Consider the following 23,783-nt stretch of genomic DNA (forward strand, 5'->3'; position numbering starts at 1 on the left):
AATGAACGCTATAATAGTACCAGGAGTAACAGATTTAAATAAAGGAGATCAGGCTTTGGTCTGGGAAAGCTGGAGGCTTGCCAAAGATACCGGGCTGTATGACGAGGTATATATCCTGGATGCCGGAGATAATGATGAAGAAAGAGAATTGCTCTGCAGGCAATCTGAAGAGCACGGATTCAAATTGCTCGAAAATATTCTAAAACATCCCAGAAGAGGGCAGCACAAATCAGGGGAGCACATTAAAGAATCTAAAATGGAACTCCTGAAGCAGATCAAAAATGCTGCTATGGATTTTAAAGATACCCGGTATCTCATAAAAATCTGCAACGATCTTGAAAAAGTAAGAAAAAATTTCGACGATAAAACCTACCGAACCGTAAAACAGTTTCATGAAGCCAAAACAATTTTTGTAAAAGGAGGAGGATTTATCCATGCTTATGGCGAGAAAACAGCACCCTATCTCATGTGGTATTTCCTGTTCTATGTAAGACTTGCAAAAGCCTTGGGCAAAAAAGTGGTTTTCCTGCCGAACTCTTACGGACCTTTTATAGGGCTTACCGTTGAAAAGCAGGTGCGTTCCGTATTCGGAAAGCTGGATCTGGTGTATGCAAGAGAAAACGTTTCTGCGCAAAGCCTGGGACAGCTTATGGGTAAAAAAATACCGGTTGAGATGGATCTTGGTTTTTTCCTTGAAAAAGGAAGCCAGGAAGAAGCGGTAAAAATCCTTCAAAAATATAACCTGTCGAAAGAAGATAAAATTGTAGGCGTAACCATTCGTCCATGGCGTTTCCCGGGATTATCAAACCCTGAAGCACTGTATAAAAAATATATCGATTCAGTGGCAGATCTCACCAGGCATTTATTGGCGAAAGGGTATAAAGTGGCCTTATGCAATCAATCCTTAGGGCCAAATTCCCATGAAGATGACCGTAATGCCATTAAAGACCTGCTTGCTCAGGTGAAGGATCCCAATCTTATCTGGATTAACGAAAACCTTTCATGCGACATCTTGAAAGCAGTTTATTCCAATTTTTATTTTTTCATCGGAACACGTTTTCATTCCATCATTTTTTCACTCACTTCCCTGGTGCCATCCATTGCAATAGGCTACGGAGGTAATAAGGCAAAAGGAATTATGGGAGATTTCAGGCTCAATGATTATGTAGTGCAGATCCAGGATGTGGAATCTGATCTGCTTATCAATATGTTTGATAAAGCCATTTCAGAATATGATAATATAAAATCTCAGCTCAACAAATCAATGGGGCTGGTTACCGAGAGCAGAAACAGATTAATACAGGATATAAAATCATTATATTAAAATGAAAGTAATCCGTACATCAACCATACCTTTATCTTTAAATGTCCTGCTTAAAGGACAGCTGAAGTTTCTGAACGGTTTCTTCGAAATCGTAGGAATATCTTCCGAAGGTGAGTTGCTTGACGAGGTAAGACAGCGTGAAGGGATAAAAACAATAAGCATCAACATGGAAAGAGGAATCAGTCCCGTAAAAGATCTCGTTTCTCTTTTCAGGTTATATCATATTTTAAAATCGGAAAAACCGGCTATTGTTCATTCCATTACCCCTAAAGCCGGGCTGTTAACGATGCTTGCAGGGAAAATGGCTGGAGTTCCTATTCGTATGCATACTTTTACAGGGCTTATTTTTCCTACCAGAAAAGGTCTGGTTCAGAAAGTCCTTATTAATATGGATCGGCTCCTTTGCAGCGCGGCCACCAATATTTATCCTGAAGGACAGGGCGTTAAAAAAGATTTGATAGACTATAAAATCACTTCAAAGCCGCTGAAAGTTATCGCAAACGGTAATGTGAACGGAATTGATCTTGATTATTTCTCACCCGGTACAATTTCTGAAGCACAAAAAGAACAGCTAAAGAAACAGCTCAACATCTCTGAATCAGATTTTGTTTTCGTATTCGTAGGACGTTTGGTGGGCGATAAGGGAATTAACGAATTGGTGAACGCTTTTTCACAGATTAATAAAAATGCAGATTCTTCAAAACCGGTAAAGTTATTATTAATAGGACCTTTGGAAGAACACCTTGATCCTTTGCAGCCGGAAACAATAGAAGAGATAAAAAACAATCCGGATATTTTAGATTTAGGATTTCAGAAAGATGTACGGCCTTATTTTGCCATTTCAGATGCGCTTGTTTTCCCGAGCTATCGCGAAGGTTTTCCCAATGTTGTGATGCAGGCGGGAGCCATGGGACTGCCAAGCATTGTATCTGATATCAACGGATGCAACGAAATTATTGTTGAAGGGCAAAACGGAATGATCATTCCTGTTAAAAACAGCCAAAAACTGAAAAATGCAATGGAAACCCTGCTTTCGGACACAGATTTGTACCATCAACTGAAAAAGAATTCCAGACCTATGATTGAGTCCCGTTATGAACAGTCTGTTATCTGGAACGAATTATTGAAAGAATATAAAACCCTGCTTAAAGAAAATAATATAGATGTATAAAAACTTATTTAAAAGAGTGATTGATTTTCTGATCGCTTTTTCAGGTTTGATTTTATTGTCGCCTGTTTTTCTTATTGTCCTCATCGTGCTGTATATTCAGAATGACGGAAAGCCGTTTTTCTTCCAGCGAAGGCCGGGCCTTAATGAAAAAATGTTTAACATCATTAAGTTTAAAACGATGACAGATAAAAAAGACAGCCGGGGAAATCTTCTTGCAGATGCTGAAAGGCTTACGCCGATAGGAAATTTTATACGCCAGACTTCTCTCGACGAAATTCCGCAGCTGATCAATGTTCTGAAAGGAGATATGGCGATTATCGGGCCACGGCCTTTACTGCCACAATACCTGCCGCTGTACAACGAATCGCAGAAAAGAAGGCACGAAGTTCGTCCCGGAATTACAGGATGGGCTCAGGTAAACGGAAGGAATGCCATTTCGTGGGCAAAGAAATTTGAACTGGATGTCTGGTACATCGATCACATTTCATTTGCTTTAGATTGTAAAATTGTTCTTCTGACTTTTAAAAAAGTTTTTAAAAAAGAAGGGATCAACAAAGAAGGACAAGCCACAACAGAAGCCTTTAACGGAAATAATTAAAAAAGTGTAATATGTATTTATATGGGGCAAGCGGTCATGGCAAAGTAGTTGCTGAAATTGCAGAACAAAACGGCTATCATATTGATGCTTATATTGATGGTGATTCTTCAAAAAAGAAAATCCTGGATTACATTGTTCTTCAAAAGCCACCACAAGAACAAATTGATGTGGTTATCTCGATAGGAAATAACAGGATAAGGAAAAATATAGTTGATGAAAATACGTTTTTCAGCTATGTGACCTTACTTCATCCCAAATCTTCGCTGTCTAAAAGGATACACATAGAAGAAGGAACTGTTGTGATGTCGGGAGTTACCATTAATGCTGCTGTCACGGTAGGAAAACATTGTATTATCAATACAAACTCCTCAATAGACCACGATTGTGTACTGGAAGATTTTGTACATATTTCTCCTAATGCAGCTTTGGGCGGAAGTGTGTACGTTGGCGAAGGAACCCATGTGGGAATTGGCGCCAACATCATCCAGGGAATCAAAATTGGAAAATGGTGTACTATCGGAGCAGGAACGGTTATCATCAGTGATGTTCCGGACGGCTCAACCGTAGTAGGAAACCCTGGAAGAATTGTAAAAATCACCGAACTGTAAATAATAATAAATTAAAAAAAAATTATGAGCATTGAAATATGGCTCTCTTCCCCTCACATGGGCGGAACCGAAATAAAATATGTTAACGAAGCATTCGATACCAATTGGGTAGCTCCTTTGGGACCTAATGTAAACGGCTTTGAAGCTGATCTTGAAAAATTTATAGGTCAGGAAGTAAAAGTTGCCGCACTTTCATCAGGAACAGCAGCCCTGCATCTTGCTTTGATTGAATGCAAGGTAGGCTATGGCGATGAAGTAATCTGTCAGTCCCTTACCTTCTCAGCATCAGCAAATCCTATTGTTTACCTGGGAGCAACTCCGGTTTTCATAGATTCGGAAAAAGATACCTGGAATATGTGCCCCGACGCGTTAAGGGAAGCCGTAACAGACCGGATTGCCAAAAACAAAAAACCGAAAGCCATTGTTGCGGTTAATCTTTACGGAATGCCGGCAAAACTGGACGAAATTTCAGCCATCGCTACCGAATTTGATATTCCTCTTATTGAAGATGCCGCAGAATCATTAGGCTCAACTTACAAAGGAAGATCATGCGGGACTTTTGGGCGTTTCGGAATTTTATCCTTCAACGGTAACAAAATTATCACCACTTCCGGCGGAGGAGCTTTGGTTTGTCATTCCAAAGAAGATAAAGACAGAGCCGTATTCCTTTCTACACAGGCAAGGGATAAAGCTCCTCATTACCAGCATTCGGAAATAGGATACAACTACAGAATGAGTAATATTTGTGCAGGAATCGGAAGAGGGCAGATGGAAGTTCTTGCAAGCAGGGTAGAAGGACGCAGAAAAATGCATAGTTTCTATGATGAAATTACCAAGAATGTAGATGGTGTAACATTGTTTCGCGAACCCAACGGCGATTTCTTCAGCAATCATTGGCTTTCAGTCATTACGATTGACGAAACAATAGCCTCAACAAATCGTGAAGATCTTCGTCTTGCATTCCTGGAAGATAAAATAGAATCACGCCCGATCTGGAAACCGATGCACATGCAGCCGGTATTTAAAGATGCGCCGTATTATGGCGGCGACTTTGCAGAGAAGCTTTTCGAAAACAGCTTGTGTCTTCCTTCCGGTTCTAATCTTACGGATGCAGACAGAGCAAGAATTGAAAAAGTAATGGTTAATGTTTTTTCAAACAAAAAACTTTCAGACGTTACCATCTGATAAACGTTCGGATAATCGTTAACAATGATTTAAAATTAAATAAAAAGCAGAGATATTAATTGTCTCTGCTTTTTTGTTTAATCGTAATTGAATGAATGTCATTATCTGAATTTTCTGCTGGAATTGCCGTAATTACCGGCACTTATTCCATGGAAATTATTATAGGTGTAATAAAGATCCTTAAAATAGATATCAGTTTCTGCCTCATACTTCTCGGCCATAGGAATATTTTTTTCCTTTTTGGATGCATTATATACATATTTCTTTTTAGAGGCCGTTTTTTTCTTCAGGCAGTGGCAGTGCAGATGATCCTGTTTTCTGTGCTCATCAAGCTCCATAATCTTAATTTCAGTACGGTCATAATTTTTGAACTTTTCGAAAGAAGCGAGATCAAGCGTAAACCACGGCTCACCGTGATAAAAGTAATGATCGGTAATTTCAGGATTAAAAATATCTTTTTTTTCTAAAGGAGCAGAAGAGTAGTAACCATCGCAGTCGGTACACATGGCAACTTGTATTTTTATCGACATAATATTAGGATTTAAAGTGATTCACTTTGCTATATCAGAAGTTATGCCATAGGTGCAATTCCTGCATAAAAATTAGTATATATTGTGGAAATCGTTCACAATAAATATTTCACCATCTATCGTGAAAAAACTGTAGGCAATTCTTTATTTAAAACTTTTTTTAAGTTTTTGATTCATTTTTGTTATCATAAAGTAAAAGCCGATTCCATATAGCATTGAAAGACCGGAGCACGAATTGGAAGAAGTGAAGGAAATAAACTTAATATGGGCCGCTATAATTTAAAAAAATAAGGCAACTCTTTCTCTGTGTTGAAAGAAGAGTTGCCTCATAAAAAATAACTGTACGTGAAATTTTATCCGGTATTACCCAGAATAACTATATAATAATTAGTATATGGAATGATTAGTATAAACTAAATGTTCCTTATCTTAAAGAAATGATTTTATTAAAAGCATTTCCGTTTTCTTCTACTCTGATGATGTAATTTTCTGAAGTATTACGATCCAGATCGAAAGTTACATTCAGGTCTCCGTCTTCTGGCTGCTTGGTTGCCGTGTAATAGTTGTTGTCTGCAAAATCCATTACAGAAATGGTTACGGGATTTTTTACTCCGGACATATGAAGTTTTACAAAATTATCCTTAAGGGTATATTCAGGTTTGTGGATAACGCTTACAGGCGTTTTATCAACTTCCATTATATTATCTTTGTTGATGTTGATTCTGTATTTCTCAACCTTTCCTTCAGATTCTGCTACCAGATAATAAGTGCCTGTAGTAAGCTCTTTCAGGTCGTAAGATTTTGATATTACCGTTTCTGATGCATCCAGTTTTTCTGAGAATATTTCTCCTTCAATATCATTATACACAAACAAAGAAACGTTTTTCGCATTTGATATTTCAAAGTTTATTGTTTTCGCATTTACTGTTCCTAAAGCAATAGAAAAGTCTTTGTCTTTACTCATTACGCTTGCAGATATCAATAGAAATCCTGCAAGAAAAGCAGATTTTAATGTATTCATAATGATAAGTTTATTGTTATCAATAATTTATACTGCAAATCTACACCAGATATTTTCTCCTTTCTACAATACAATTTTCATATATATGTACAATATTAACCTTAATTTAAAGTTAATTGAATATTAATTGTTAATTTTGCATATAATTAATTACCGATCATGAAGCACGCAAATCCAGCCTTCGAAGCTGTAAAACCGAATATCGGAAGCAGTTTTACAAGCCTGAAATTTCAACGTAATGAAAATATAAAATCCCATGTCTGGCATTACCACCCTGAAGTAGAGCTTATATTTGTCTGCAAAGGTTCCGGAAAAAGACAGATCGGAAGCAACATTTCTTATTTCTCCGATGGTGATCTTGTTTTGATGGGAAGTAACCTCCCGCATTGTGGCCTTACCAATGAAAATACCAATAATGATTATGAAATGGTGATCCAGTTCAAACCGGATTTCTTAGGAGAAAATATTTGGGAAACTCCTGAAATGCAGCGAATTTCTGCTTTGCTTGAAAAATCTAAAGCCGGAATTGTCTTTAATGAAAACATCAAAAAAACTGTAGGTAAAAAGATTGCAGATATGCACGAAACGTCATCGCTCAATAAGCTGCTGAATTTTCTGGAGATATTGGATGAACTCGCCACAACAAAGGATTACAGAATACTAAATGCCGGAAAATATTATCTTCAGACCCAGGTGGAGGATAATGAAAGAATTAACCATATTTTTAATTATGTGAAAGATCATTTCAAAGACCCGATTAGCCTGGAAGAAATTTCCGATCTTGCCAATATGAAAGTACCTTCATTCTGTCGATATTTTAAAAAAATTACCAATAAAACATTTACCCAGTTTGTTAACGAATATCGCATTACACATTCTCTGAAGCTATTGGCTGAAAAGCCGTTGAGCATTACGGAAGTGTGTTTTGAATCCGGATTCAATAATTTCAGCTATTTCAATAAGACATTTAAAGAATACATAAAGAAAAGCCCGTCGCAATACCGAAAAGAATTTAATTACTTTATGGAATAATTCTAAAAAGAAGCATGTTTTTTTAAAATATACGTGTGAAGCGACCGCAAAAGTCACAGAAGAAATCATAACAAAAACTTAATATAAATCAGCTTATTGAGCTTTATTTAACTTAGCTTCTTAATGTTAAAAAAAATATATTATTTTGATAATCAATGTTTTATTTTTTTCATTTTAAAAACTTTTAAATTTAATTTGAATTTTGAACAAAAAAATAAGAGGACCCTAAAAAGAGTTCTCTTATTTCTAATACCGAAACAGTATGTATTAATTCAGTTCTTCCAGATTTTCAAATCTTGCATAAGAAGATTTTAAATGATGAAGATGATCTGAAACAACCTGTGAACTCTCCGGACAAAGATCACCGCTGTCTAGGGCATCCTGATAAGCATTAATCGCTGCTTTTTCCCCGAATACAACATTCTCAAGAGTAGACTCATCTTTATTTCCTGAGAAAGAATTCTTCACATCAATCCATGCTCTGTGCACGGCCCCCGCAGTACTAGTTGAATTATCTGCCTCACCGCCTCTTTCATTGATAAGCCTGATAAGATCAGATTTCATCGTCTGAGATTGTGATACCATCTGGTCGTAGTCGTTTTTCAGAGCAGAATGGCTGTCCCAAACTTTGTCTTCCACTTTAGAAAATCCTTCAATTCTGTCGTTTGTAATGTTCAGTAAATCGTTAAGTACTGATACTGTTTTTTCGTTGTTCATACTAAATTTTTATTGGTGTCCTTTGTTAGTTACAATAAACATGCCTTGTTTAGGCACTTTCTAAATTTTCTAAAAAAAAAGTTTTTGGAATAAAAATTGATGATAGTATATTATTGTACTAATGTTATAAAATTTAGTATATTTTATATTTAAAATTCAAGATCATGAATTACAGTTTGACACAGGAAGTCATTCAGCTTTTAGAACAGTTTGATAAAGATAACGAAAAAAACAATTACACTGCTGATATCAAGGGATTTCAGCAATGGATTTCTGATAAATTCTCTGCCAACCCAAATAAGGAAGAGCCTTATTGGGAGGGTAAAGAAAATGGAAGGTCTCCGGAAAGTGCAATCAGCACATTGCTTGTGCACCTGAACAGATACGCCAAAAACTACTCGAAATCGGCCATTTCAGATTCGGGCTTCGTAACTCAGGAAGATTTTATTTATCTTATTAATCTGAAATCTTTCGGACAAATGACCAAGATGGAGCTTATCAAAAGGAATATCCATGATAAGCCTGTAGGAATGCTTATCATTACAAGGCTTCTAAAGAATGGCTGGATCGAACAGACGGAATCTGATACAGACCGAAGAAGCAAGCTGATTACCATTTCTGAAAAAGGTAAAGAAGCTCTGGAGCAACAGATGACAAAGATTCGCCAGGCTACAGATATCGTTGCAGGAAATCTTACCTACAGCGAAAAAATGGAGCTTATCAGAATACTTAATAAATTAGACCGTTTTCATTATCCTATTTTCTCAAAAAATATTGACAGCAAGGATCTTATAAAAACAGTGTACGAAGAACATACATTTAAAAACTAACTATGAAAAAAAAAATTGCGGTCATAGGATCAGGATTTTCAGGACTTTCGGCTGCTGCTTACGCAGCAAAAGAGGGTCATGAAGTTCACCTTTTTGAAAAGAACAGCAGTATTGGAGGAAGAGCCAGAAACTTTACAACTGATAACGGCTACACCTTTGATATGGGACCAAGCTGGTATTGGATGCCCGATATTATAGAATCCTTTTTTAACGATTTTGGTAAAAAAGCTACCGATTTCTATACCTTAGTTCCTTTAAACCCGCAATTTGAAATGGTTTTTTCAGATGGGACCATGAATATTCCTCACAACTATGAAGAAATGAGGGAACTATTTGAAAAAACAGAACACGGAGCCGGAAAAAGACTGGATGCCTTTATGAATGATGCGCAGTACAAATATGAAGTAGGAATGCAGGATTTTGTTAATAAACCTTGTCATTCCTGGTTCGAATTCGTATCTCCAAAAATTGCCAAAAGCGCCATGAAGCTGAATCTTCTCACCAATTTTCAGCGTTTTGTAAGAAAATATTTCACACATCCTAAACTGATTGTTTTAATGGAGTTCCCTGTTATATTTCTGGGAGCTGCCCCAAAGGATATTCCTGCGTTGTACAGTTTAATGAACTACGGAGGATATAAGTTAGGGACATGGTATCCGATGGGCGGTTTTTCAAAAATTATTGATGCAATGAAAAATATTGCTGAAGAACAGGGAACCCGTTTTTATGTGAATGCGGATGTTGAAAAAATTAATATCAATCAAAAAACAGCTTCTTCATTAACGGTTAATCAGGAACAAATTGATTTTGATGTGATTATCGCCTCATCAGATTATCATCATACGGAAACCCAACTTTTACCGGAAGAATTTAGGAATTATGATGAAAGCTACTGGGAGAAGCGTGTTTTTGCACCTTCATGCCTGATTTATTATCTCGGATTTAAAGAAAAAATCCCAAACCTGAAACATCACACCTTATTTTTCGAAAACGATTTGGAACTTCACACGAATGAAATTTATAAGGATAAAAAATGGCCGACTAAACCATTATTCTATGCCTGCTGTCCTTCAAAAACAGATCCAAATGTTGCCCCTGAAAACTGTGAAAATGTTTTTCTTCTGATGCCGGTAGCACCCGGAATTGAAGATTCTGAAGAAATAAGAGAAAGATATTTTATGGAAATGATTCTCAGACTCGAAAAGCATACGGGAGCCACCGATCTTTTGCTTAAAATCGACTATAAAAAAAGCTATTGCGTAAAAGATTTCAAGGAAGATTACAATGCGTATCAGGGTAACGCTTACGGCCTTGCCAACACTTTATCACAGACGGCTGTTTTAAAACCTTCGCTCAGAAACAAAAAAGTAAAAAATTTATTCTATACGGGGCAGCTTACCGTTCCGGGACCAGGCGTACCACCATCCATCATCTCAGGGAAAATAGCTGCAACAGAAGCCATAAAAAATTGATTGCTATGAAAAAATTATTTGACCAACTTTCTTACACAGTCAGTAAAGAGACTACGAAACAATACAGTACCAGTTTTTCCATGGGTATTCTTGCATTGTCTTCTGCGATCAGAAATCCTATTTATGCCATTTACGGATATGTTCGTCTTGCTGATGAAATCGTAGACAGCTTCCATGATTATGATAAGGAAAAGCTGCTGCTTAAATTTAAAGAAGATACCTTTAATGCATTGGAAGACCGTATTTCACTTAATCCTATTCTTCAGTCATTCCAGGAAACGGTGCACCAGTATCGTATTGATGAATCGCTTATCCGCCAGTTTTTGAAAAGTATGGAAATGGATCTTCAGAAAATTGATTATAATTCCGATCTTTACAAAGAATATATCTTAGGTTCTGCCGAAGTGGTGGGCTTAATGTGCCTTCAGGTTTTTGTGAACGGGAATAAAGAACAATATGAAAAGCTTAAACCTTATGCCATGATTTTAGGATCGGCTTTCCAGAAAGTGAATTTTTTACGGGATATGAAAGACGATTATTACAAATTGGGAAGGGTTTATTTTCCGGGACTGGATATGACCTACTTTGACAATAATGTAAAATCTTCCATTGAAAAAGAGATTGAAGAAGAATTCAGGCAGGCATTGGTCGGAATTAAAATGCTTCCGCCATCATCAAGGTTCGGGGTGTATCTGGCCTATCGATATTACGTATCTTTATTCAGGAAAATTAAAAGAAAATCTGCCCAGAATATTCTTAATGGAAGAATCAGAATATCCAACGGTGCTAAAATTTCTTTGATGATGAGCTGTTATGTTCAGTACAAAGCTTCTTTATTTTAAGATTAATAAATACATTAAAAAATGAATTTTCTCATTGTAGTAGTAACTTTTTTCGTGATGGAAGGCATTACCTGGCTTACGCACAAATACATTATGCATGGATTCCTCTGGTCTCTGCACAAAGACCATCATGACCACAGCAATGACGGGCATATGGAAAAAAACGATTATTTTTTTGTAATTTTTGCATTACCAACCATTCTTTTGATGTATTACGGAACCGTTCAGGGATTCAACCATTGGTTTTATATAGCTATAGGGATTGCCCTTTACGGGATGGCGTATTTTTTCGTGCACGATATTTTCATTCATCAGAGGATAAAACTTTTGCGCAATACCCAAAACCCTTATCTGCTGGCGATTAGGAGAGCGCACAAGCAGCACCACAAACATACGGGAAAAGAAAAAGGAGAATGCTTCGGTTTTCTTTGGGTTCCGGTAAAATATTTTAAAATGTATTTCAATAAAAATAAATAAATGCAGCAGTACACTTACCTTTTTATTAATTTTTTTACGGTGATTATCTGTTTTATTTTTTCTTTTCACCATAAGATAAAATTCAACAGGTATTTCGGTGCATTTATCGGGGCTTCACTCATTGTAGGAGCTGTTTTTGTGGCATGGGATGCATGGTTTACAAAGATAGGAGTGTGGTGGTTCAATGATCAGTACCTTTTGGGAACCCGTTTTGCCGGACTTCCCTTAGAAGAACTTCTTTTCTTTATCTGCATTCCTTTTGCCTGCCTTTTTACCTATTTTTGTCTGGATAAATTTTTTAAGCTCGACTGGAAGCCGCTTCCAGAAAAGATCTTTGTTATCGTAAGTATTATTATTGCGTTATGCATTGCATTCTTGTTTAAAGACAGAATCTATACTTTTATCACTTTCCTTTCTACAGCGTGCAGCCTTTTTGTGCTGAAATTTTTATTGAATGTGAAATGGATCGGCAAAGTTTCTTTTGTCTATCTCCTTCTCATGCCGGGATTTCTTATGGTTAACGGAATACTTACGGGTACCGGACTGGAATCTCCCATCGTAAACTATAATCCCAATGAATTTATGGGAATCAGAATGTTAACTATTCCTGTTGAAGATACTGTTTACGGATATGAACTTATCTTATGGAATATTTTTCTTTTTCAATTGTTTAAAAAGTCTGAAACTACATCCACATCCAAAGTTGAGGTGGAAGCATCATAATATTTCTTTACATTAATTTTCAGGCTTTTTAAGCAAAAATATTATATTAGTTTTACTTGTGTTTAAGCATTTCCTCACCGGAAGTGCTTTTTGTTTGATGTTTCGGAAGATCGTACATTAAATGCATAAGCCAGAAATAATAATTGAGGCAAAGCGGTAAAACTGAGATTATGCATATCCTAAACCTAACAGGTTTTGAAAACCTGTTAGGTTTTTTGAATTTCAAAAAAGATGATTTGTTGTACAGCAATTTTACGGAAGTCTTTAAATTCCGGATCTACATTTAATGAATAAATTCTAGCCCGGATAGAAACGGCATCCTTTTTTCGGCGCGGCAGCGAAGCTGCCGCGCCGAAAAAAGATAGAGTGGATAGCCGGATCAAGCTCCTAAAAAATCAAATTCTAATGTCCCGATTTCGCTTCCGCATCCTGTTTTACATGTCCCAAATATTTCGTGCAGTAAGCGCCGAAAATAAGAATCACGATATAACAGAATACCGGAATAATAAACGAATGCTGCACCCCGAAAACATCCGCCAGATACCCTTGGAAGATCGGAACAATCGCTCCGCCCAGAATGGCCATCACAACAAGTGATGAACCCTGACTTGTATATTTTCCCAATCCTGAAATGGCCAGCGTATAAATATTCGAGAACATAATGGAATTAAAAATCCCGATTCCCAGAATGCTGTACATTGCCATCTCGCCATGATTTAGCATAGCAGAAATTAATAAAATGACATTTACTGCCGCAAAAATGGATAATGTTCTTGCCGGAGCTGCTTTCCCGATGAAGAACGCCACAAAATTCAAAGCAATAAAAACAAGAAAGAAGCTGATTTGCGCAAAGGTAAGATCTACGATGCTGAAGATCACCAAAAACACAGCGGCCGACGCGCCCAGCATATACAATGCTTTTTTACCCTGACTGATCGACTGGTTCAGGGAAATGGCTCCTAAGAAACGTCCGATCATTGCGCCGCCCCAATATAAGGAAAGGTAGTTTTTACTCACTACTTCGGATAAATTCATAACCTGGGGCTGTTCCAGGAAGCTGATAATGAAACTTCCCACAGCAACTTCTCCGCCTACATAACAGAACATGGCCAGAACACCGAATTTAAGATGATTGTGATGCAAAGCGCCGAAACCTTTTACAATTTCTCCACCTTTTACTTGAAAATCAGGAAGCTTAACCCTTGAAATCAATAAGGCTACCAGTAAAAGAATAGCCGCAAAAATCAAATACGGAATCTTCGTTGCAGCTGCAGAGAAAGAACCGTCCGGTGCAGAAAATAATTCAAAAATCAAATGACCGCCCAGAACCGGCGCAATCGTAGTCCCGAAAGCATTGAAAGCCTGTGTCATATTCAGCCTGCTGGATGCGGATTCTTCCGGTCCGAGCAAAGAAACGTACGCATTCGCTGTAATCTGCAAAACCGTAAATCCTAATCCTAAAATAAACAACGCACCCAAAAATAAACCATACGAAGCAAAGCTTGCTGCAGGATAAAACAGTACGCAGCCTAACGCCGCCAGGAAAATCCCGAAGAGAATTCCTTTTTTGTACCCTACTTTGTCAATCGGGTCGCCCTGTGTGGTTGATATTAAAAAGTAAATCAGCGAACCGATAAAATAAGCCCCGAAGAAACAGAACTGCACCAGCATTGATTCGAAAAACGACAGACTGAACAGCTGTTTCAGGTAGGGGATAAGGATATCATTCATACACGTAATAAATCCCCACATGAAAAATAAAAGGGTGATGGTAATCAGAGGAACGGTATAATTCCTGCTTTTAGCCTTTACATCATTGATCATAACATTCATTTATTTAAAAAAGTGGTTAAAGATACCTATTTTAAAGATAAAATCTTAATGTGAGACATTAAACTTATCATGAAAATTTCTTTTCCTGTTTCGTATTTTTTCCTATTGTTAAGTTAGTATTGCAGCTTTAAAGGCTTGTCGAATTTTTTAATTAGATTTGTTAGATAAAATTCCCTGTTTTCCATGAATTCCAGACAACAATTTCTATTTAAGTCGGACGAGATGAAAGAACTTTTCCTGCCTCATCTTTCTGCCGACCCTGTTATTTTCGGATTTGATCAGAATGAACTTAAAGTTCTTCTTCTTAAAATGAATTACCGTAAACAATGGCTTTTACCGGGCGGGTACGTCCGAAAAGATGAAGATCTTGATGAGGCGGTAGTTCGTATTTTAAAAGAAAGAGCGGGAATTACAGGAGTTTATCTTGAAGAATTCGGTGTTTTCGGGAAAAAGAACAGAAGCGAACTGTATTTTGAGGATTTTGATGAAACACTTTTTCATAAACAAAGATTTGTCACAATAGGGTATTATGCACTTTGCAATCCATCACGTTTCAGGCTGATCGCCGATGAATACAGTGAAACCTGCGAATGGATATATGTCAGCAGGCTTTCGGGGGTTGACCTTGCGATGGATCACCGGGAAATTATTGAAAAAGCGTTGTTGACATTACGAGAAAAAATATCATATAAACCGATAGGATACAATTTACTTCCTGAAAAATTTACCCTTTCGGAATTGCAGAAACTGTATGAAGTGATTCTCGGAAAAGAACTCAACAGAGGAAATTTCTACAGAAAAATTATGAATCTCGGAATTTTAAAAAAGCTTGATGAACAAAGAAAAGGAGGAGCCCATAAAGCACCGGATTTATACTCATTCGATAAAAGAAAATATATGAAAGCTCTCGAAAACGGCCTCAATACTTGGTAATATGAAGATCAGTGCAGGAATTTTACTGTTTAAAAGATCAGAAGAACAGCTATTTTACTTTCTTGTCCATCCGGGAGGGCCTTTCTGGAAAAATAAAGATCTGGGAGCGTGGTCGATTCCAAAAGGTGAAGCCGCAGAAGGGGAAAGTTTGCTGGAACGAGCAAAAATTGAATTTCTGGAAGAAACAGGAAAATCCGTGGATGGAAATTTTATCGAACTGATGCCAATCACACAAAAAGCCGGCAAGAAAGTTTTCGCCTGGGCATTAGAACAGGATCTTGAAACATCCGGATTAAGTAGTAACATGATCACAATCAGCTGGCCGCCAAAATCAGGAAAAACAATGGAGATTCGGGAAATCGACCGCTGGGAATGGTTTTCCTCCGAAGAAGCAATGCAAAAAATAAACCCCGCACAGGCAGGATTTATTGTTCAGCTCGAAGAAATTCTTTCATCCGAATAATCTCTTTTCGATTATTCAGCAGTTTCCTTTTTAAAGCTTACCACTTCATAATTTCCGTCGGAACAGTATTTCTTACAGCTTTCGTCGTTGAAAGATTCCGGCGATTTCAGAAAATCTTCAATAAATTTTGCGCTTTCATCTGTATTGGCAGGGGTAATGACTACATGAAAAAGATTCAGTACAGATTCGTCTGCATTTTTCAGGGATTCTTTCTTGTGTTCTTTTGCTTCGTTAAAGTTCATATCAATATTTTTATTTTTGGCTAATGAATAAATTATGCCATTGCAGATATTTATGTTTAATAAGTAAACTTTTTTGTGATTATGGCAGGATAAATTCAATAGTAATGGCTTGATTTTAGATAAGTGTAATTTATTAAACTAAAATTGAAAGCAGATGGAAAGGTTCAAAAGAATCGCTGTAAAGATTCTGAAATGGATGGGTATTTCAATCGCATCCATTCTTTTTTTAATGTTTATTATCCCAATTCTATTTCCGGGAACCATTTCGGAGCAGGTGAAAATATTTGCCAACCAGCATCTTGCCGGAAAGCTTGATTATAAAAGAACACATCTTACCTTTTTCAGGCATTTTCCTTCGCTTACGGTTTCGGTGGATGATTTTTTATTGAAGGGTTCTAAACCATTCCAGGAAGATACCTTGCTTGCTGCCAGAGAAGTGGCGGTAGGAATCAACCTTAAAAACCTGATCTTCGACCGTGAAGTTAAAATCGATGAAATTTACGTAACAGATGCCTACGGAAATGTTTTTGTCAACAGTAAAGGTGAAGCCAATTATAATGTATACGTTTCAAAACCTTCCAAAAAACCAAAAGATACAACAGGTTCTGGAACGTCAATAAAGCTTGATCTTATTAAACTTAAAAACTGGAATATCACATACAGAGACCATGCAGCAAGAGTTTTGGTAGATGCGAAAGGTCTTAATTACACAGGAAGAGGAGGACTTAGCCAGGATATTTTTGACTTGGAAACCGATCTGGATATTGATAAGCTCGATTTCAGCCTGAACAGAATCTATTATGCAAAACAAAAAACCCTGCATGCAGATCTTATTACAAGGATCAATACGAATGCCCTAACTTTTGTACTGAGAAAAAACGAACTGAGAATTAATGATCTGCCGTTGAAGTTCACTGGATTTTTAAGCATTCTGAAAGACGGATACAACCTGGATGTAAATGCCGCTTCGGAAAAAACAACCATTCGTGATATGATATCGGTTCTTCCGCCTCAATACCTGGATTGGGCGAAAGATACCAAAATTGAAGGCAACAGCGATTTATTTTTTAATCTGAAAGGAAGATTTAGCGAAAAGGAAAACCTGAAGCCACGGCTTAAAGCAAGGCTATTGGTGAGAGATGGTTATGTTTCTAACGGAAAAGCGCCGGTGCCGATGAATCATCTTAATATGGATCTGAATGTTGATCTGCCTTCATTGGATACGAATCAATTGGCAATTGATCTTAAAAGTCTTGATTTTGATCTTGGTCCGAACAATAGTTTTAAAGCAGTGGTGAAAACAAAAGGCCTGAATGAAATGCAGGTAAATGCCAATATCAAAGGAGCGGTGGATCTTCAGACGCTGGATCAGGCTTTAGGATTGAAAGACATCGATTTTCGAGGATTGTTGAATACCAATATCAAAGCCAACGGAATTTTTAGTCTTGATAAGAAATTATTCCCAAAAACAAACGGTTATCTGAATCTTAAAAACGGCTGGCTGAAAACAAAATATTATCCGAATCCTATTCAGAACATTAATATTATTGCCAATATCATTAATACCGACGGTACTTTCAAAAGCCTGGGTGTGAAACTGGATCCTTTCCGATTTGATTTTGAGGGCAATCCTGTTTTCGTAAATGCAGATCTGCAGAATTTCGAAGATGTGCTGTATAAAGTCCGTGCAAAAGGCGTGTTAAATGTAGGAAGAATTTACCAGGTTTTTGCTAAAAAAGGTTTTGATGTGAGCGGACTGATTATGGCAGATCTCTCCCTGAACGGAAGACAAAGTTATGCGACAACCGGACAGTACAGCAAGCTTGACAATAAGGGCAATTTAATTTTAAAAAATATAAAAGCAACTACCGAATTTTTACCGAAATCGTTTTTTATCAAAGAAGGAAACTTCCGGTTTGAAAATGAGAAAATGTGGTTCAGTAAATTCTTCGCAACGTATGGAAAATCAGATTTTGCGTTAAATGGTTATCTTTTAAATACAATCAATTATTTTATAGAAAGAAAAGGAACGCTGCACGGACAGTTTAATCTGAATTCCAGGTATGTTCTTATTGATGAATTTATGGCTTTAAAAAACGGGGATAATTCTAAAAAATCTGTTGAAGTTGAATATGCGAAAGTAGAGAATCCTAAAAGCAGCGGTGTTGTGATTATTCCTAAAAACCTGGATGTCTCATTGCAGACCAATTTCCGGAAAGTAGAATTTAAAGGATTGGCGTTAAACCATCTGAAAGGACAGGCTTCCGTGGAAAAAGGTCAGGTTTACCTTAAGAATACTTCGTTTGACATTATTGGAAGCAAAATGAATATTGACGCAAGATATCAGGATGAATCTCCGCTCACTGCCAATTATGATGTTGCGCTGAAAGTAATGGATTTCGATGTTCAGCGTGCCTACAAAGAAATTGATATGGTGCGTGAAATGGCAACAGCAGCAAAAAATGTAAAAGGAATTGTATCTATCGATTACAAGTTGAAAGGAGATTTTGACAGGAATATGAAACCGATTTATCCCTCTCTTGAAGGCGGCGGAATCGTGAATCTCCGGGATGTGGAAGTTAAAAATTTAAAAATGCTTTCGGCAGTGGGAGATAATATTGGAGCAAAAGCGTTTAATAATCCCGATATGAAAGGGGTAAATATTGAAACGCATATTAAGAATAATTTGATCCATGTTGATAAATTTACCTTCAGGGTTTCTATTTTAAGGCCAAGCATCAGCGGAACAACCAGTTTTAACGGTTTGCTTGATCTCAGAGTGAGAATCGGTATTCTTCCGGGCGGACTTATCGGATTTCCCATTGTAGTTACCGGAACCCATGAAAACCCGAAAATCAAGATTTTCAGTAAAAAAGGACAGGGAATTCTGGATGCGGCCTACAACAGAAAACTGAATAAAGTGATCCGGCATGAGCGAAGAGCAGAGAAAAAAACAAAAAGACAGCAGCGTAAAGAAAAAGAAGCGCAGGAACAACGTGCTAAAAATGCCGAAAAGCAGATAACTAAAGATTTAAAGGAAAAATAAATGAGCCAGTTGAGTCTTTTTGAATCCGATGAATATTATGAATTTCCGGAAGAATTGCTGGAATACACCAAAGATTTTTTGTCTGAAGAAGAAGCTTCGGAACTATTTGATCAGCTTATAGGTACAACACCCTGGAAGCAGAATACCAAACAAATGTATGATAAAACACTTATTACACCAAGATTAACCGCTTGGTACGGTGATAGCAATACAATGTATCATTGGGGAAATAACGATTTTCAGGTTAATGAATGGTCTCCGGAATTAATTGATTTAAAGGAAAAAATAGAAAAACTTACAGGATATGAATTCAATTCGGTATTGCTTAATTTGTACCGTGACGGAAATGATTCGGTAGCGTGGCACAGGGATAAGGAAAGCGAACTGGGAAACCGCCCTGTCATTGCTTCTGTGAGCTTAGGTCAGGTAAGAAACTTCGATTTCAGAAAAGTTGATGATCATCAAAAGAGATACAGCCTGGCATTAGAAAACGGCTCTTTGCTTATAATGAAAGGAAATCTCCAGGTGAACTGGGAACATCGTATTGCCAAATCGGTAAAGAAAATGAAACCGCGGATTAATCTTACTTTTAGGATGATCCGTAAAATATAGCCCACAATATCCGCAAATTGAAATATTTTGAATGATTTAAAGATAAAGTGAAAAAAATAAATACTATTAACATAATTTGGCAAAGAAATTGTGTATTGATAACCAAAGTATTAAAAACATCCGCTATGAATATTTCTTATTACGATTTTAAAAATATGCCTAATCAGGATCAATTCAGCTTAGTGATGAATGAAGGACGTATTATGAACGAAAGAACAACTAATACTCTTAAATATGTACTCTATGAAGTATCACAATTTACGGTTGAAATGATTTATAATATTCAGAACAATAAAATTGAAGGAATAAATGTATTCCAGAATAAAGGAGCGTACGCAATCTAAGTAACACAACTGACATGAAATAGTGAAGAGCAGCTTTTAAATAAGTTGCTCTTTTATTTTATAGTAGAATTTAAGATCGATTAAAAACTGACGACAGGTAATTTTTAACATATTACTATCAAAAACGATAAAAAAACAAAAAATCCTCAGAAACCTGAGGATAAAAACTAATAACCATGAAAACTCAAATTAAACATGAGTATTAATCTATATTAAAATATTATGCCATTAAGCTTTCTTTCAAGAAATTTTTAATATTTTTTGTGAAATTTTAAGAAAAAATATAAATTCCGATTCCCGGACCCGCTAATATTAAAATATGAATTATTAATGCTGAAATTAATCGTTATTGGCACGGTTTATTCAATAACCAGAAAAACAGTTGTATGGCACATAAAAATTTCAGAAAAGAAGATTTTGCTAAAATTGAAGGCTCAGATTTATATCAGGTTGAATTCCGTAAAGGAGAAATCGGCGAAGGCTCTAACCTTGTTGTTGAAAGACAAACACAAAACGATGAGTACGAAAACCTTCAGGCAGAAATCAGAAGGCATAACGACCGTATTTTTATCTGTTGGAGCGAACCCTTCAACGGAAGAGTAATTTTCGATGAATAAATAATCCCGGATTAATTCCGGGATTTTTGTTTTCATGCAGCCTATCTACGGTCTGTGGCACAATAATAGGTGAATTATAGTTAATTAACCAAAACCAATTACAAAATGAAATCCAATAACGAAATCCACGAAAGCCTGAAAGGCAAAACAGTTGTCATCACCGGTGGAAGCAGCGGAGTAGGGAGAGCTGCTGCGGAAGCCTTTGCTCTGGAAGGGTGCAATATCGTTGTGGCGGCACGCGGAAAAGAAGCGCTCGACGAAACCGTTTCCTTATGCCATGATCTGGGAGTGGCTGCATTGGGCGTTCCTACGGATGTATCCATAGCTGCCGATGTTCAGAATCTTGCCAATAAAGCATTACAGTTTAACGGAAGAATAGATATATGGATCAACAATGCCGGAGTAATGGCAAGCGGAAAGTTTGAAGACATCCCGATGGAGCTGAACGAACAGGTAATCAAAACCAACCTTTTCGGCTATATGCACGGTGCTTACAGTGTTTTGCCGGTTTTTAAAAAGCAGGAAGACGGAATTCTAATCAACAATATATCAATCGGAGGATTTATGCCGGCTCCTTACAGTGCAGTATATTCCGCCACCAAATTCGGGATTCGTGGAATGATGGAATGCCTTCAGGGTGAAATTTCAGATTTTCCGAATGTTCACATTTGCAATCTATATCCGCAGATTCAGCGTTCTACGGGAAATATGCATTCTGCTAAATTTTCCGGACTGGATTTTAAAGTTCCACCGTTTGCTGCAGACCCGAGAGATACAGCTGCCAAATTTGTAGAGCTCGCCAAAAATCCCCAGAAAGAACTGTTTCCGGATATTACCTCGAAAATTCTCACTGGAGTATATAAGCTGTTTCCAAAACCTGTTATCAATACGGCTTCCGCAGGAATGAGATTGATGATGAAATTGAAAAATGCGCCTTCAGATTCAGGCAACATTATGAAGCCTTCGCCGGAACCGCACCGGATTTACGGTGACACGATGCTTCCCGTTCCATCTAAAAAAACAGGATTGGCCATAATGGCCGGGCTCGGATTAGGACTGGCTTTCATGTTTCTTAAGTTAAAATCGTCGAACGAAAATTAACTGGAATTAAATTTATTATGATATAAAGTTTCGGGCAAATCGAAGATTTGCCCGAAACTTTTTTACTTTCTGATGATTTTTAAACATAAAGCAGCGAAATAATTTCCTATTGTAAGCATAATTAATTTTAAAACTAATACTTTTGTACGTGAATAGTTGATGGGAATTTAGAGGTAATATGTAATCAATAAAAAATGATCAAAAAACATTTACACAATTTCCATATTCCCGTAATGGGATTGGCGTATACCATAGACAGCCCTGTCCGTGTTGCGCAGTACGGAATTTCATCTGTAGTTTCTATAATTGATGATGAGATTATAGAAAAAATGAAAAATTTTTACAGCAGTAAGTTCGGCCTGAATTACACAAGTATTTCAACAAGGGTTGAAGATTACCGTGCGAAAAGGATCACCGCTTATCTCAATATGCTGGAGGATATCGTAACGGAAAAGTTTGAAGCCTTTAAAGAGGAAATTTCAAAAAACAAAACGGCACTTGCAAATTTTGTAGCCATGCTTCCCAATAGTTCGGAACTGAAATCCGGACTGGAACACTTTCTTTCCCGGAAAGACGGAATGGCATCTTCCATTAAAAGCTTTATCGAAGAACATCTTTCCCCCGGAAACATTGACGTCAATATCATGACGAAAGTTGATAAGGATAATTTTAAAAACAAACAGCAGCTGCCGGTTATGTATAACGATGCACATGCTTCGCTGCGCGGATTTGCAAACAGTAAATTATCTTCATCTGTGGTGCTTTCAGCAGGAATGAATCCCAGGCTTTACAGTTATATCGAAGAATTTGAAGATTTTTATCCCGATGAACAGGGAATTATAAAAAAGAAAATCATTCTCAAGGTAAGTGATTTCCGTTCGGCGATGATTCAGGGGAATTTTTTGGCTAAAAAAGGGCTTTGGGTTTCGGAATACAGGATTGAATCCGGGCTGAACTGCGGTGGACATGCTTTTGCAACGGAAGGACTTTTACTGGGACCTATCCTCGAAGAATTTAAACATAAAAAGCTTGAGCTTATTGAATCTTCCCATATTTTAATGAATAAAGCGCTTGAGCAGAAAGGAAGAGATACGGTTGCTCAACATCCGGAATTAAAAATAACGGTTCAGGGTGGAGTAGGAACTGCTGAAGAACATGAGTTTCTGTTAAATACTTATAAGGTTGACAGCATCGGTTGGGGATCGCCATTCCTCTTGGTTCCTGAAGCGACCTCGGTGGATCATGAAACAAGAAAGCTTCTTTTGGAATCGAAAGAAAAAGACTTTTACATCAGCAACCTTTCGCCGCTTGGCGTTCCTTTTAACACGGTGAAAGGTTCATCCAATGAAATGATCAGGCATCAGAAACAGTCGGGAAACCGATACGGAAGCTCCTGTCCCAAAAAGCTCTTGGCCTTAAGCAAAGAATATTCACCGGAAGGAATTTGCACGGCTTCAAAAAAATATCAGGAAATAAAACTACAGGAACTGGAATCTGAAAAACAGGATGTTAGCTCTGAAATTTATCAGCGGAAAAAACAGAATATCACTGAAAAAGCCTGTCTATGTGTAGGTTTGGTAAATGCTGCGTACCTTGAAAACGGAATTGAAATAAAAGGTGAAAAGCAGGGCGTTGTAATTTGCCCCGGCCCGAATCTGGCATATTTTGACAAGGAAGTTTCACTTTCGGAAATGGTAAAGCATATTTATGGCAGAACAAATATTATTTCCCATGAAAACAGGCCGAATATTTTCATCAACGAAATGAAAATGTATATTGATTACCTGAAAAATGACATTGAAGAATTTTCCGGAAAGATTACGGCAGCTCAAATTAAAAAATGGAAAAATTTTAAGGAAAATCTTTTAAAAGGTATTGATTATTATCAGGATCTTCTGGAAAAAACCGAATTTTTCAAATCCGATCTCAATATAAGATGTCTTTTGAAGTATAATAAATCAACACTGTCAAAAATTGTAATTCCGGAAAGTTAATAGCATAAACCTTCAATATTTTTTGAAGGTTTTTCTTTGTAATAAATCAAATTTATTGTACATCATGT

24 protein-coding genes are annotated in these 23,783 nt (G+C 37.0%); 19 read left to right on the plus strand and 5 right to left on the minus strand.

The window, feature by feature from the left end:
* Window position 1 precedes the first annotated feature (1 nt).
* The 5 genes from SOP96_RS05100 to SOP96_RS05120 are packed head-to-tail and all read left to right on the plus strand — an operon-like array spanning window position 2 to window position 4,886.
* On the plus strand, window positions 2-1,324 hold the full coding sequence (locus tag SOP96_RS05100; protein ID WP_326319967.1) for a polysaccharide pyruvyl transferase family protein: 1,323 nt from the start codon (window positions 2-4) through the stop codon (window positions 1,322-1,324).
* A 1-nt stretch (window position 1,325) separates the two neighbouring features.
* Entirely contained in the window at window positions 1,326-2,495 is a 1,170-nt protein-coding gene (locus tag SOP96_RS05105; RefSeq protein ID WP_326319968.1) for a glycosyltransferase family 4 protein, read from the plus strand.
* Window positions 2,488-3,093: a sugar transferase gene (locus tag SOP96_RS05110; protein ID WP_326319969.1), complete on the plus strand. Its 606-nt coding sequence runs from the start codon at window positions 2,488-2,490 to the stop codon at window positions 3,091-3,093. The genes SOP96_RS05105 and SOP96_RS05110 overlap by 8 nt, the downstream gene beginning before the upstream one ends.
* 11 nt (window positions 3,094-3,104) lie before the next feature.
* Window positions 3,105-3,701 (plus strand): acetyltransferase, encoded by a 597-nt coding sequence (locus tag SOP96_RS05115; protein ID WP_326319970.1) that lies wholly within the window; start codon window positions 3,105-3,107, stop codon window positions 3,699-3,701.
* A 24-nt stretch (window positions 3,702-3,725) separates the two neighbouring features.
* Window positions 3,726-4,886 carry a DegT/DnrJ/EryC1/StrS family aminotransferase gene (locus tag SOP96_RS05120; RefSeq protein ID WP_326319971.1) on the plus strand — a complete coding sequence of 387 codons (1,161 nt, stop codon included), beginning with the start codon at window positions 3,726-3,728 and terminating at the stop codon, window positions 4,884-4,886.
* Between the two features lie 101 nt (window positions 4,887-4,987).
* On the opposite strand, the gene SOP96_RS05125 is transcribed toward SOP96_RS05120, so the two are convergent.
* Both SOP96_RS05125 and SOP96_RS05130 read right to left on the minus strand, forming a co-directional pair.
* Window positions 4,988-5,416 (minus strand): hypothetical protein, encoded by a 429-nt coding sequence (locus tag SOP96_RS05125; protein WP_326319972.1) that lies wholly within the window; start codon window positions 5,414-5,416, stop codon window positions 4,988-4,990.
* A 424-nt stretch (window positions 5,417-5,840) separates the two neighbouring features.
* Window positions 5,841-6,437, minus strand: a complete 597-nt coding sequence (locus SOP96_RS05130; RefSeq protein ID WP_326319973.1) for a hypothetical protein — start codon at window positions 6,435-6,437, stop codon at window positions 5,841-5,843.
* 159 nt (window positions 6,438-6,596) lie between these two features.
* On the opposite strand from SOP96_RS05130, the gene SOP96_RS05135 reads away from it, so the two are divergent.
* Window positions 6,597-7,469 (plus strand): AraC family transcriptional regulator, encoded by an 873-nt coding sequence (locus SOP96_RS05135; RefSeq protein WP_326319974.1) that lies wholly within the window; start codon window positions 6,597-6,599, stop codon window positions 7,467-7,469.
* A 267-nt stretch (window positions 7,470-7,736) separates the two neighbouring features.
* Here the strand turns inward: SOP96_RS05135 and SOP96_RS05140 are convergent, their stop codons facing one another.
* Window positions 7,737-8,186: a PA2169 family four-helix-bundle protein gene (locus tag SOP96_RS05140; RefSeq protein ID WP_326319975.1), complete on the minus strand. Its 450-nt coding sequence runs from the start codon at window positions 8,184-8,186 to the stop codon at window positions 7,737-7,739.
* 164 nt (window positions 8,187-8,350) lie between these two features.
* Between SOP96_RS05140 and SOP96_RS05145 the strand changes: the two genes are divergently transcribed.
* From SOP96_RS05145 to SOP96_RS05165, 5 genes are read left to right on the plus strand one after another with little or no spacing between them, the layout of a single operon-like run.
* The gene (locus SOP96_RS05145) at window positions 8,351-9,016 is read left to right on the plus strand and encodes a MarR family winged helix-turn-helix transcriptional regulator (protein ID WP_326319976.1); all 666 of its coding nucleotides are present in this window, start codon (window positions 8,351-8,353) and stop codon (window positions 9,014-9,016) included.
* Between the two features lie 2 nt (window positions 9,017-9,018).
* Window positions 9,019-10,488 carry a phytoene desaturase family protein gene (locus SOP96_RS05150; RefSeq protein WP_326319977.1) on the plus strand — a complete coding sequence of 490 codons (1,470 nt, stop codon included), beginning with the start codon at window positions 9,019-9,021 and terminating at the stop codon, window positions 10,486-10,488.
* 5 nt (window positions 10,489-10,493) lie between these two features.
* The gene (locus tag SOP96_RS05155) at window positions 10,494-11,330 is read left to right on the plus strand and encodes a phytoene/squalene synthase family protein (RefSeq protein WP_326319978.1); all 837 of its coding nucleotides are present in this window, start codon (window positions 10,494-10,496) and stop codon (window positions 11,328-11,330) included.
* A 21-nt stretch (window positions 11,331-11,351) separates the two neighbouring features.
* Window positions 11,352-11,807 carry a sterol desaturase family protein gene (locus SOP96_RS05160; RefSeq protein WP_326319979.1) on the plus strand — a complete coding sequence of 152 codons (456 nt, stop codon included), beginning with the start codon at window positions 11,352-11,354 and terminating at the stop codon, window positions 11,805-11,807.
* The gene (locus SOP96_RS05165) at window positions 11,808-12,530 is read left to right on the plus strand and encodes a lycopene cyclase domain-containing protein (protein ID WP_326319980.1); all 723 of its coding nucleotides are present in this window, start codon (window positions 11,808-11,810) and stop codon (window positions 12,528-12,530) included.
* Between the two features lie 402 nt (window positions 12,531-12,932).
* Here the strand turns inward: SOP96_RS05165 and SOP96_RS05170 are convergent, their stop codons facing one another.
* Window positions 12,933-14,363: a sugar MFS transporter gene (locus SOP96_RS05170; RefSeq protein WP_326319981.1), complete on the minus strand. Its 1,431-nt coding sequence runs from the start codon at window positions 14,361-14,363 to the stop codon at window positions 12,933-12,935.
* 183 nt (window positions 14,364-14,546) lie between these two features.
* Between SOP96_RS05170 and SOP96_RS05175 the strand changes: the two genes are divergently transcribed.
* Window positions 14,547-15,296 carry an NUDIX hydrolase gene (locus tag SOP96_RS05175; protein ID WP_326319982.1) on the plus strand — a complete coding sequence of 250 codons (750 nt, stop codon included), beginning with the start codon at window positions 14,547-14,549 and terminating at the stop codon, window positions 15,294-15,296.
* A 1-nt stretch (window position 15,297) separates the two neighbouring features.
* Window positions 15,298-15,759 (plus strand): NUDIX hydrolase, encoded by a 462-nt coding sequence (locus SOP96_RS05180; RefSeq protein ID WP_326319983.1) that lies wholly within the window; start codon window positions 15,298-15,300, stop codon window positions 15,757-15,759.
* Window positions 15,760-15,770: 11 nt separating this feature from the next.
* Here SOP96_RS05180 and SOP96_RS05185 read toward each other — a convergent pair whose 3' ends face one another.
* The gene (locus SOP96_RS05185) at window positions 15,771-16,001 is read right to left on the minus strand and encodes a hypothetical protein (protein ID WP_326319984.1); all 231 of its coding nucleotides are present in this window, start codon (window positions 15,999-16,001) and stop codon (window positions 15,771-15,773) included.
* A gap of 154 nt (window positions 16,002-16,155) precedes the next feature.
* Between SOP96_RS05185 and SOP96_RS05190 the strand changes: the two genes are divergently transcribed.
* The 6 genes from SOP96_RS05190 (at window position 16,156) to SOP96_RS05215 (ending at window position 23,715) form a co-directional block, all read left to right on the plus strand.
* On the plus strand, window positions 16,156-19,047 hold the full coding sequence (locus SOP96_RS05190; protein WP_326319985.1) for an AsmA-like C-terminal region-containing protein: 2,892 nt from the start codon (window positions 16,156-16,158) through the stop codon (window positions 19,045-19,047).
* The gene (locus SOP96_RS05195) at window positions 19,048-19,659 is read left to right on the plus strand and encodes an alpha-ketoglutarate-dependent dioxygenase AlkB family protein (RefSeq protein WP_326319986.1); all 612 of its coding nucleotides are present in this window, start codon (window positions 19,048-19,050) and stop codon (window positions 19,657-19,659) included.
* 125 nt (window positions 19,660-19,784) lie between these two features.
* Window positions 19,785-20,003, plus strand: a complete 219-nt coding sequence (locus SOP96_RS05200) for a hypothetical protein (protein WP_326319987.1) — start codon at window positions 19,785-19,787, stop codon at window positions 20,001-20,003.
* Between the two features lie 386 nt (window positions 20,004-20,389).
* Complete coding sequence (locus tag SOP96_RS05205) at window positions 20,390-20,620, plus strand: glutathione synthase (RefSeq protein ID WP_326319988.1); 231 nt, start codon at window positions 20,390-20,392, stop codon at window positions 20,618-20,620.
* A gap of 105 nt (window positions 20,621-20,725) precedes the next feature.
* Window positions 20,726-21,721, plus strand: a complete 996-nt coding sequence (locus SOP96_RS05210) for an SDR family oxidoreductase (protein WP_326319989.1) — start codon at window positions 20,726-20,728, stop codon at window positions 21,719-21,721.
* 194 nt (window positions 21,722-21,915) lie between these two features.
* Window positions 21,916-23,715 carry a hypothetical protein gene (locus SOP96_RS05215; RefSeq protein ID WP_326319990.1) on the plus strand — a complete coding sequence of 600 codons (1,800 nt, stop codon included), beginning with the start codon at window positions 21,916-21,918 and terminating at the stop codon, window positions 23,713-23,715.
* Window positions 23,716-23,783: the final 68 nt, after the last annotated feature.

This window comes from Chryseobacterium salviniae, from assembly GCF_035819015.1.
Lineage (GTDB): Bacteria > Bacteroidota > Bacteroidia > Flavobacteriales > Weeksellaceae > Chryseobacterium > Chryseobacterium salviniae.

Excerpts from the sequence above, each read along its gene's own strand:
- SOP96_RS05100 (WP_326319967.1), top strand. The coding sequence starts at position 2 with ATGAACGCTATAATAGTACCAGGAGTAACAGATTTAAATAAAGGAGAT.
- SOP96_RS05105 (WP_326319968.1), top strand. The coding sequence starts at position 1,326 with ATGAAAGTAATCCGTACATCAACCATACCTTTATCTTTAAATGTCCTG.
- SOP96_RS05110 (WP_326319969.1), top strand. The coding sequence starts at position 2,488 with ATGTATAAAAACTTATTTAAAAGAGTGATTGATTTTCTGATCGCTTTT.
- SOP96_RS05115 (WP_326319970.1), top strand. The coding sequence starts at position 3,105 with ATGTATTTATATGGGGCAAGCGGTCATGGCAAAGTAGTTGCTGAAATT.
- SOP96_RS05120 (WP_326319971.1), top strand. The coding sequence starts at position 3,726 with ATGAGCATTGAAATATGGCTCTCTTCCCCTCACATGGGCGGAACCGAA.
- SOP96_RS05125 (WP_326319972.1), bottom strand. The coding sequence starts at position 5,416 with ATGTCGATAAAAATACAAGTTGCCATGTGTACCGACTGCGATGGTTAC.
- SOP96_RS05130 (WP_326319973.1), bottom strand. The coding sequence starts at position 6,437 with ATGAATACATTAAAATCTGCTTTTCTTGCAGGATTTCTATTGATATCT.
- SOP96_RS05135 (WP_326319974.1), top strand. The coding sequence starts at position 6,597 with ATGAAGCACGCAAATCCAGCCTTCGAAGCTGTAAAACCGAATATCGGA.
- SOP96_RS05140 (WP_326319975.1), bottom strand. The coding sequence starts at position 8,186 with ATGAACAACGAAAAAACAGTATCAGTACTTAACGATTTACTGAACATT.
- SOP96_RS05145 (WP_326319976.1), top strand. The coding sequence starts at position 8,351 with ATGAATTACAGTTTGACACAGGAAGTCATTCAGCTTTTAGAACAGTTT.
- SOP96_RS05150 (WP_326319977.1), top strand. The coding sequence starts at position 9,019 with ATGAAAAAAAAAATTGCGGTCATAGGATCAGGATTTTCAGGACTTTCG.
- SOP96_RS05155 (WP_326319978.1), top strand. The coding sequence starts at position 10,494 with ATGAAAAAATTATTTGACCAACTTTCTTACACAGTCAGTAAAGAGACT.
- SOP96_RS05160 (WP_326319979.1), top strand. The coding sequence starts at position 11,352 with ATGAATTTTCTCATTGTAGTAGTAACTTTTTTCGTGATGGAAGGCATT.
- SOP96_RS05165 (WP_326319980.1), top strand. The coding sequence starts at position 11,808 with ATGCAGCAGTACACTTACCTTTTTATTAATTTTTTTACGGTGATTATC.
- SOP96_RS05170 (WP_326319981.1), bottom strand. The coding sequence starts at position 14,363 with ATGAATGTTATGATCAATGATGTAAAGGCTAAAAGCAGGAATTATACC.
- SOP96_RS05175 (WP_326319982.1), top strand. The coding sequence starts at position 14,547 with ATGAATTCCAGACAACAATTTCTATTTAAGTCGGACGAGATGAAAGAA.
- SOP96_RS05180 (WP_326319983.1), top strand. The coding sequence starts at position 15,298 with ATGAAGATCAGTGCAGGAATTTTACTGTTTAAAAGATCAGAAGAACAG.
- SOP96_RS05185 (WP_326319984.1), bottom strand. The coding sequence starts at position 16,001 with ATGAACTTTAACGAAGCAAAAGAACACAAGAAAGAATCCCTGAAAAAT.
- SOP96_RS05190 (WP_326319985.1), top strand. The coding sequence starts at position 16,156 with ATGGAAAGGTTCAAAAGAATCGCTGTAAAGATTCTGAAATGGATGGGT.
- SOP96_RS05195 (WP_326319986.1), top strand. The coding sequence starts at position 19,048 with ATGAGCCAGTTGAGTCTTTTTGAATCCGATGAATATTATGAATTTCCG.
- SOP96_RS05200 (WP_326319987.1), top strand. The coding sequence starts at position 19,785 with ATGAATATTTCTTATTACGATTTTAAAAATATGCCTAATCAGGATCAA.
- SOP96_RS05205 (WP_326319988.1), top strand. The coding sequence starts at position 20,390 with ATGGCACATAAAAATTTCAGAAAAGAAGATTTTGCTAAAATTGAAGGC.
- SOP96_RS05210 (WP_326319989.1), top strand. The coding sequence starts at position 20,726 with ATGAAATCCAATAACGAAATCCACGAAAGCCTGAAAGGCAAAACAGTT.
- SOP96_RS05215 (WP_326319990.1), top strand. The coding sequence starts at position 21,916 with ATGATCAAAAAACATTTACACAATTTCCATATTCCCGTAATGGGATTG.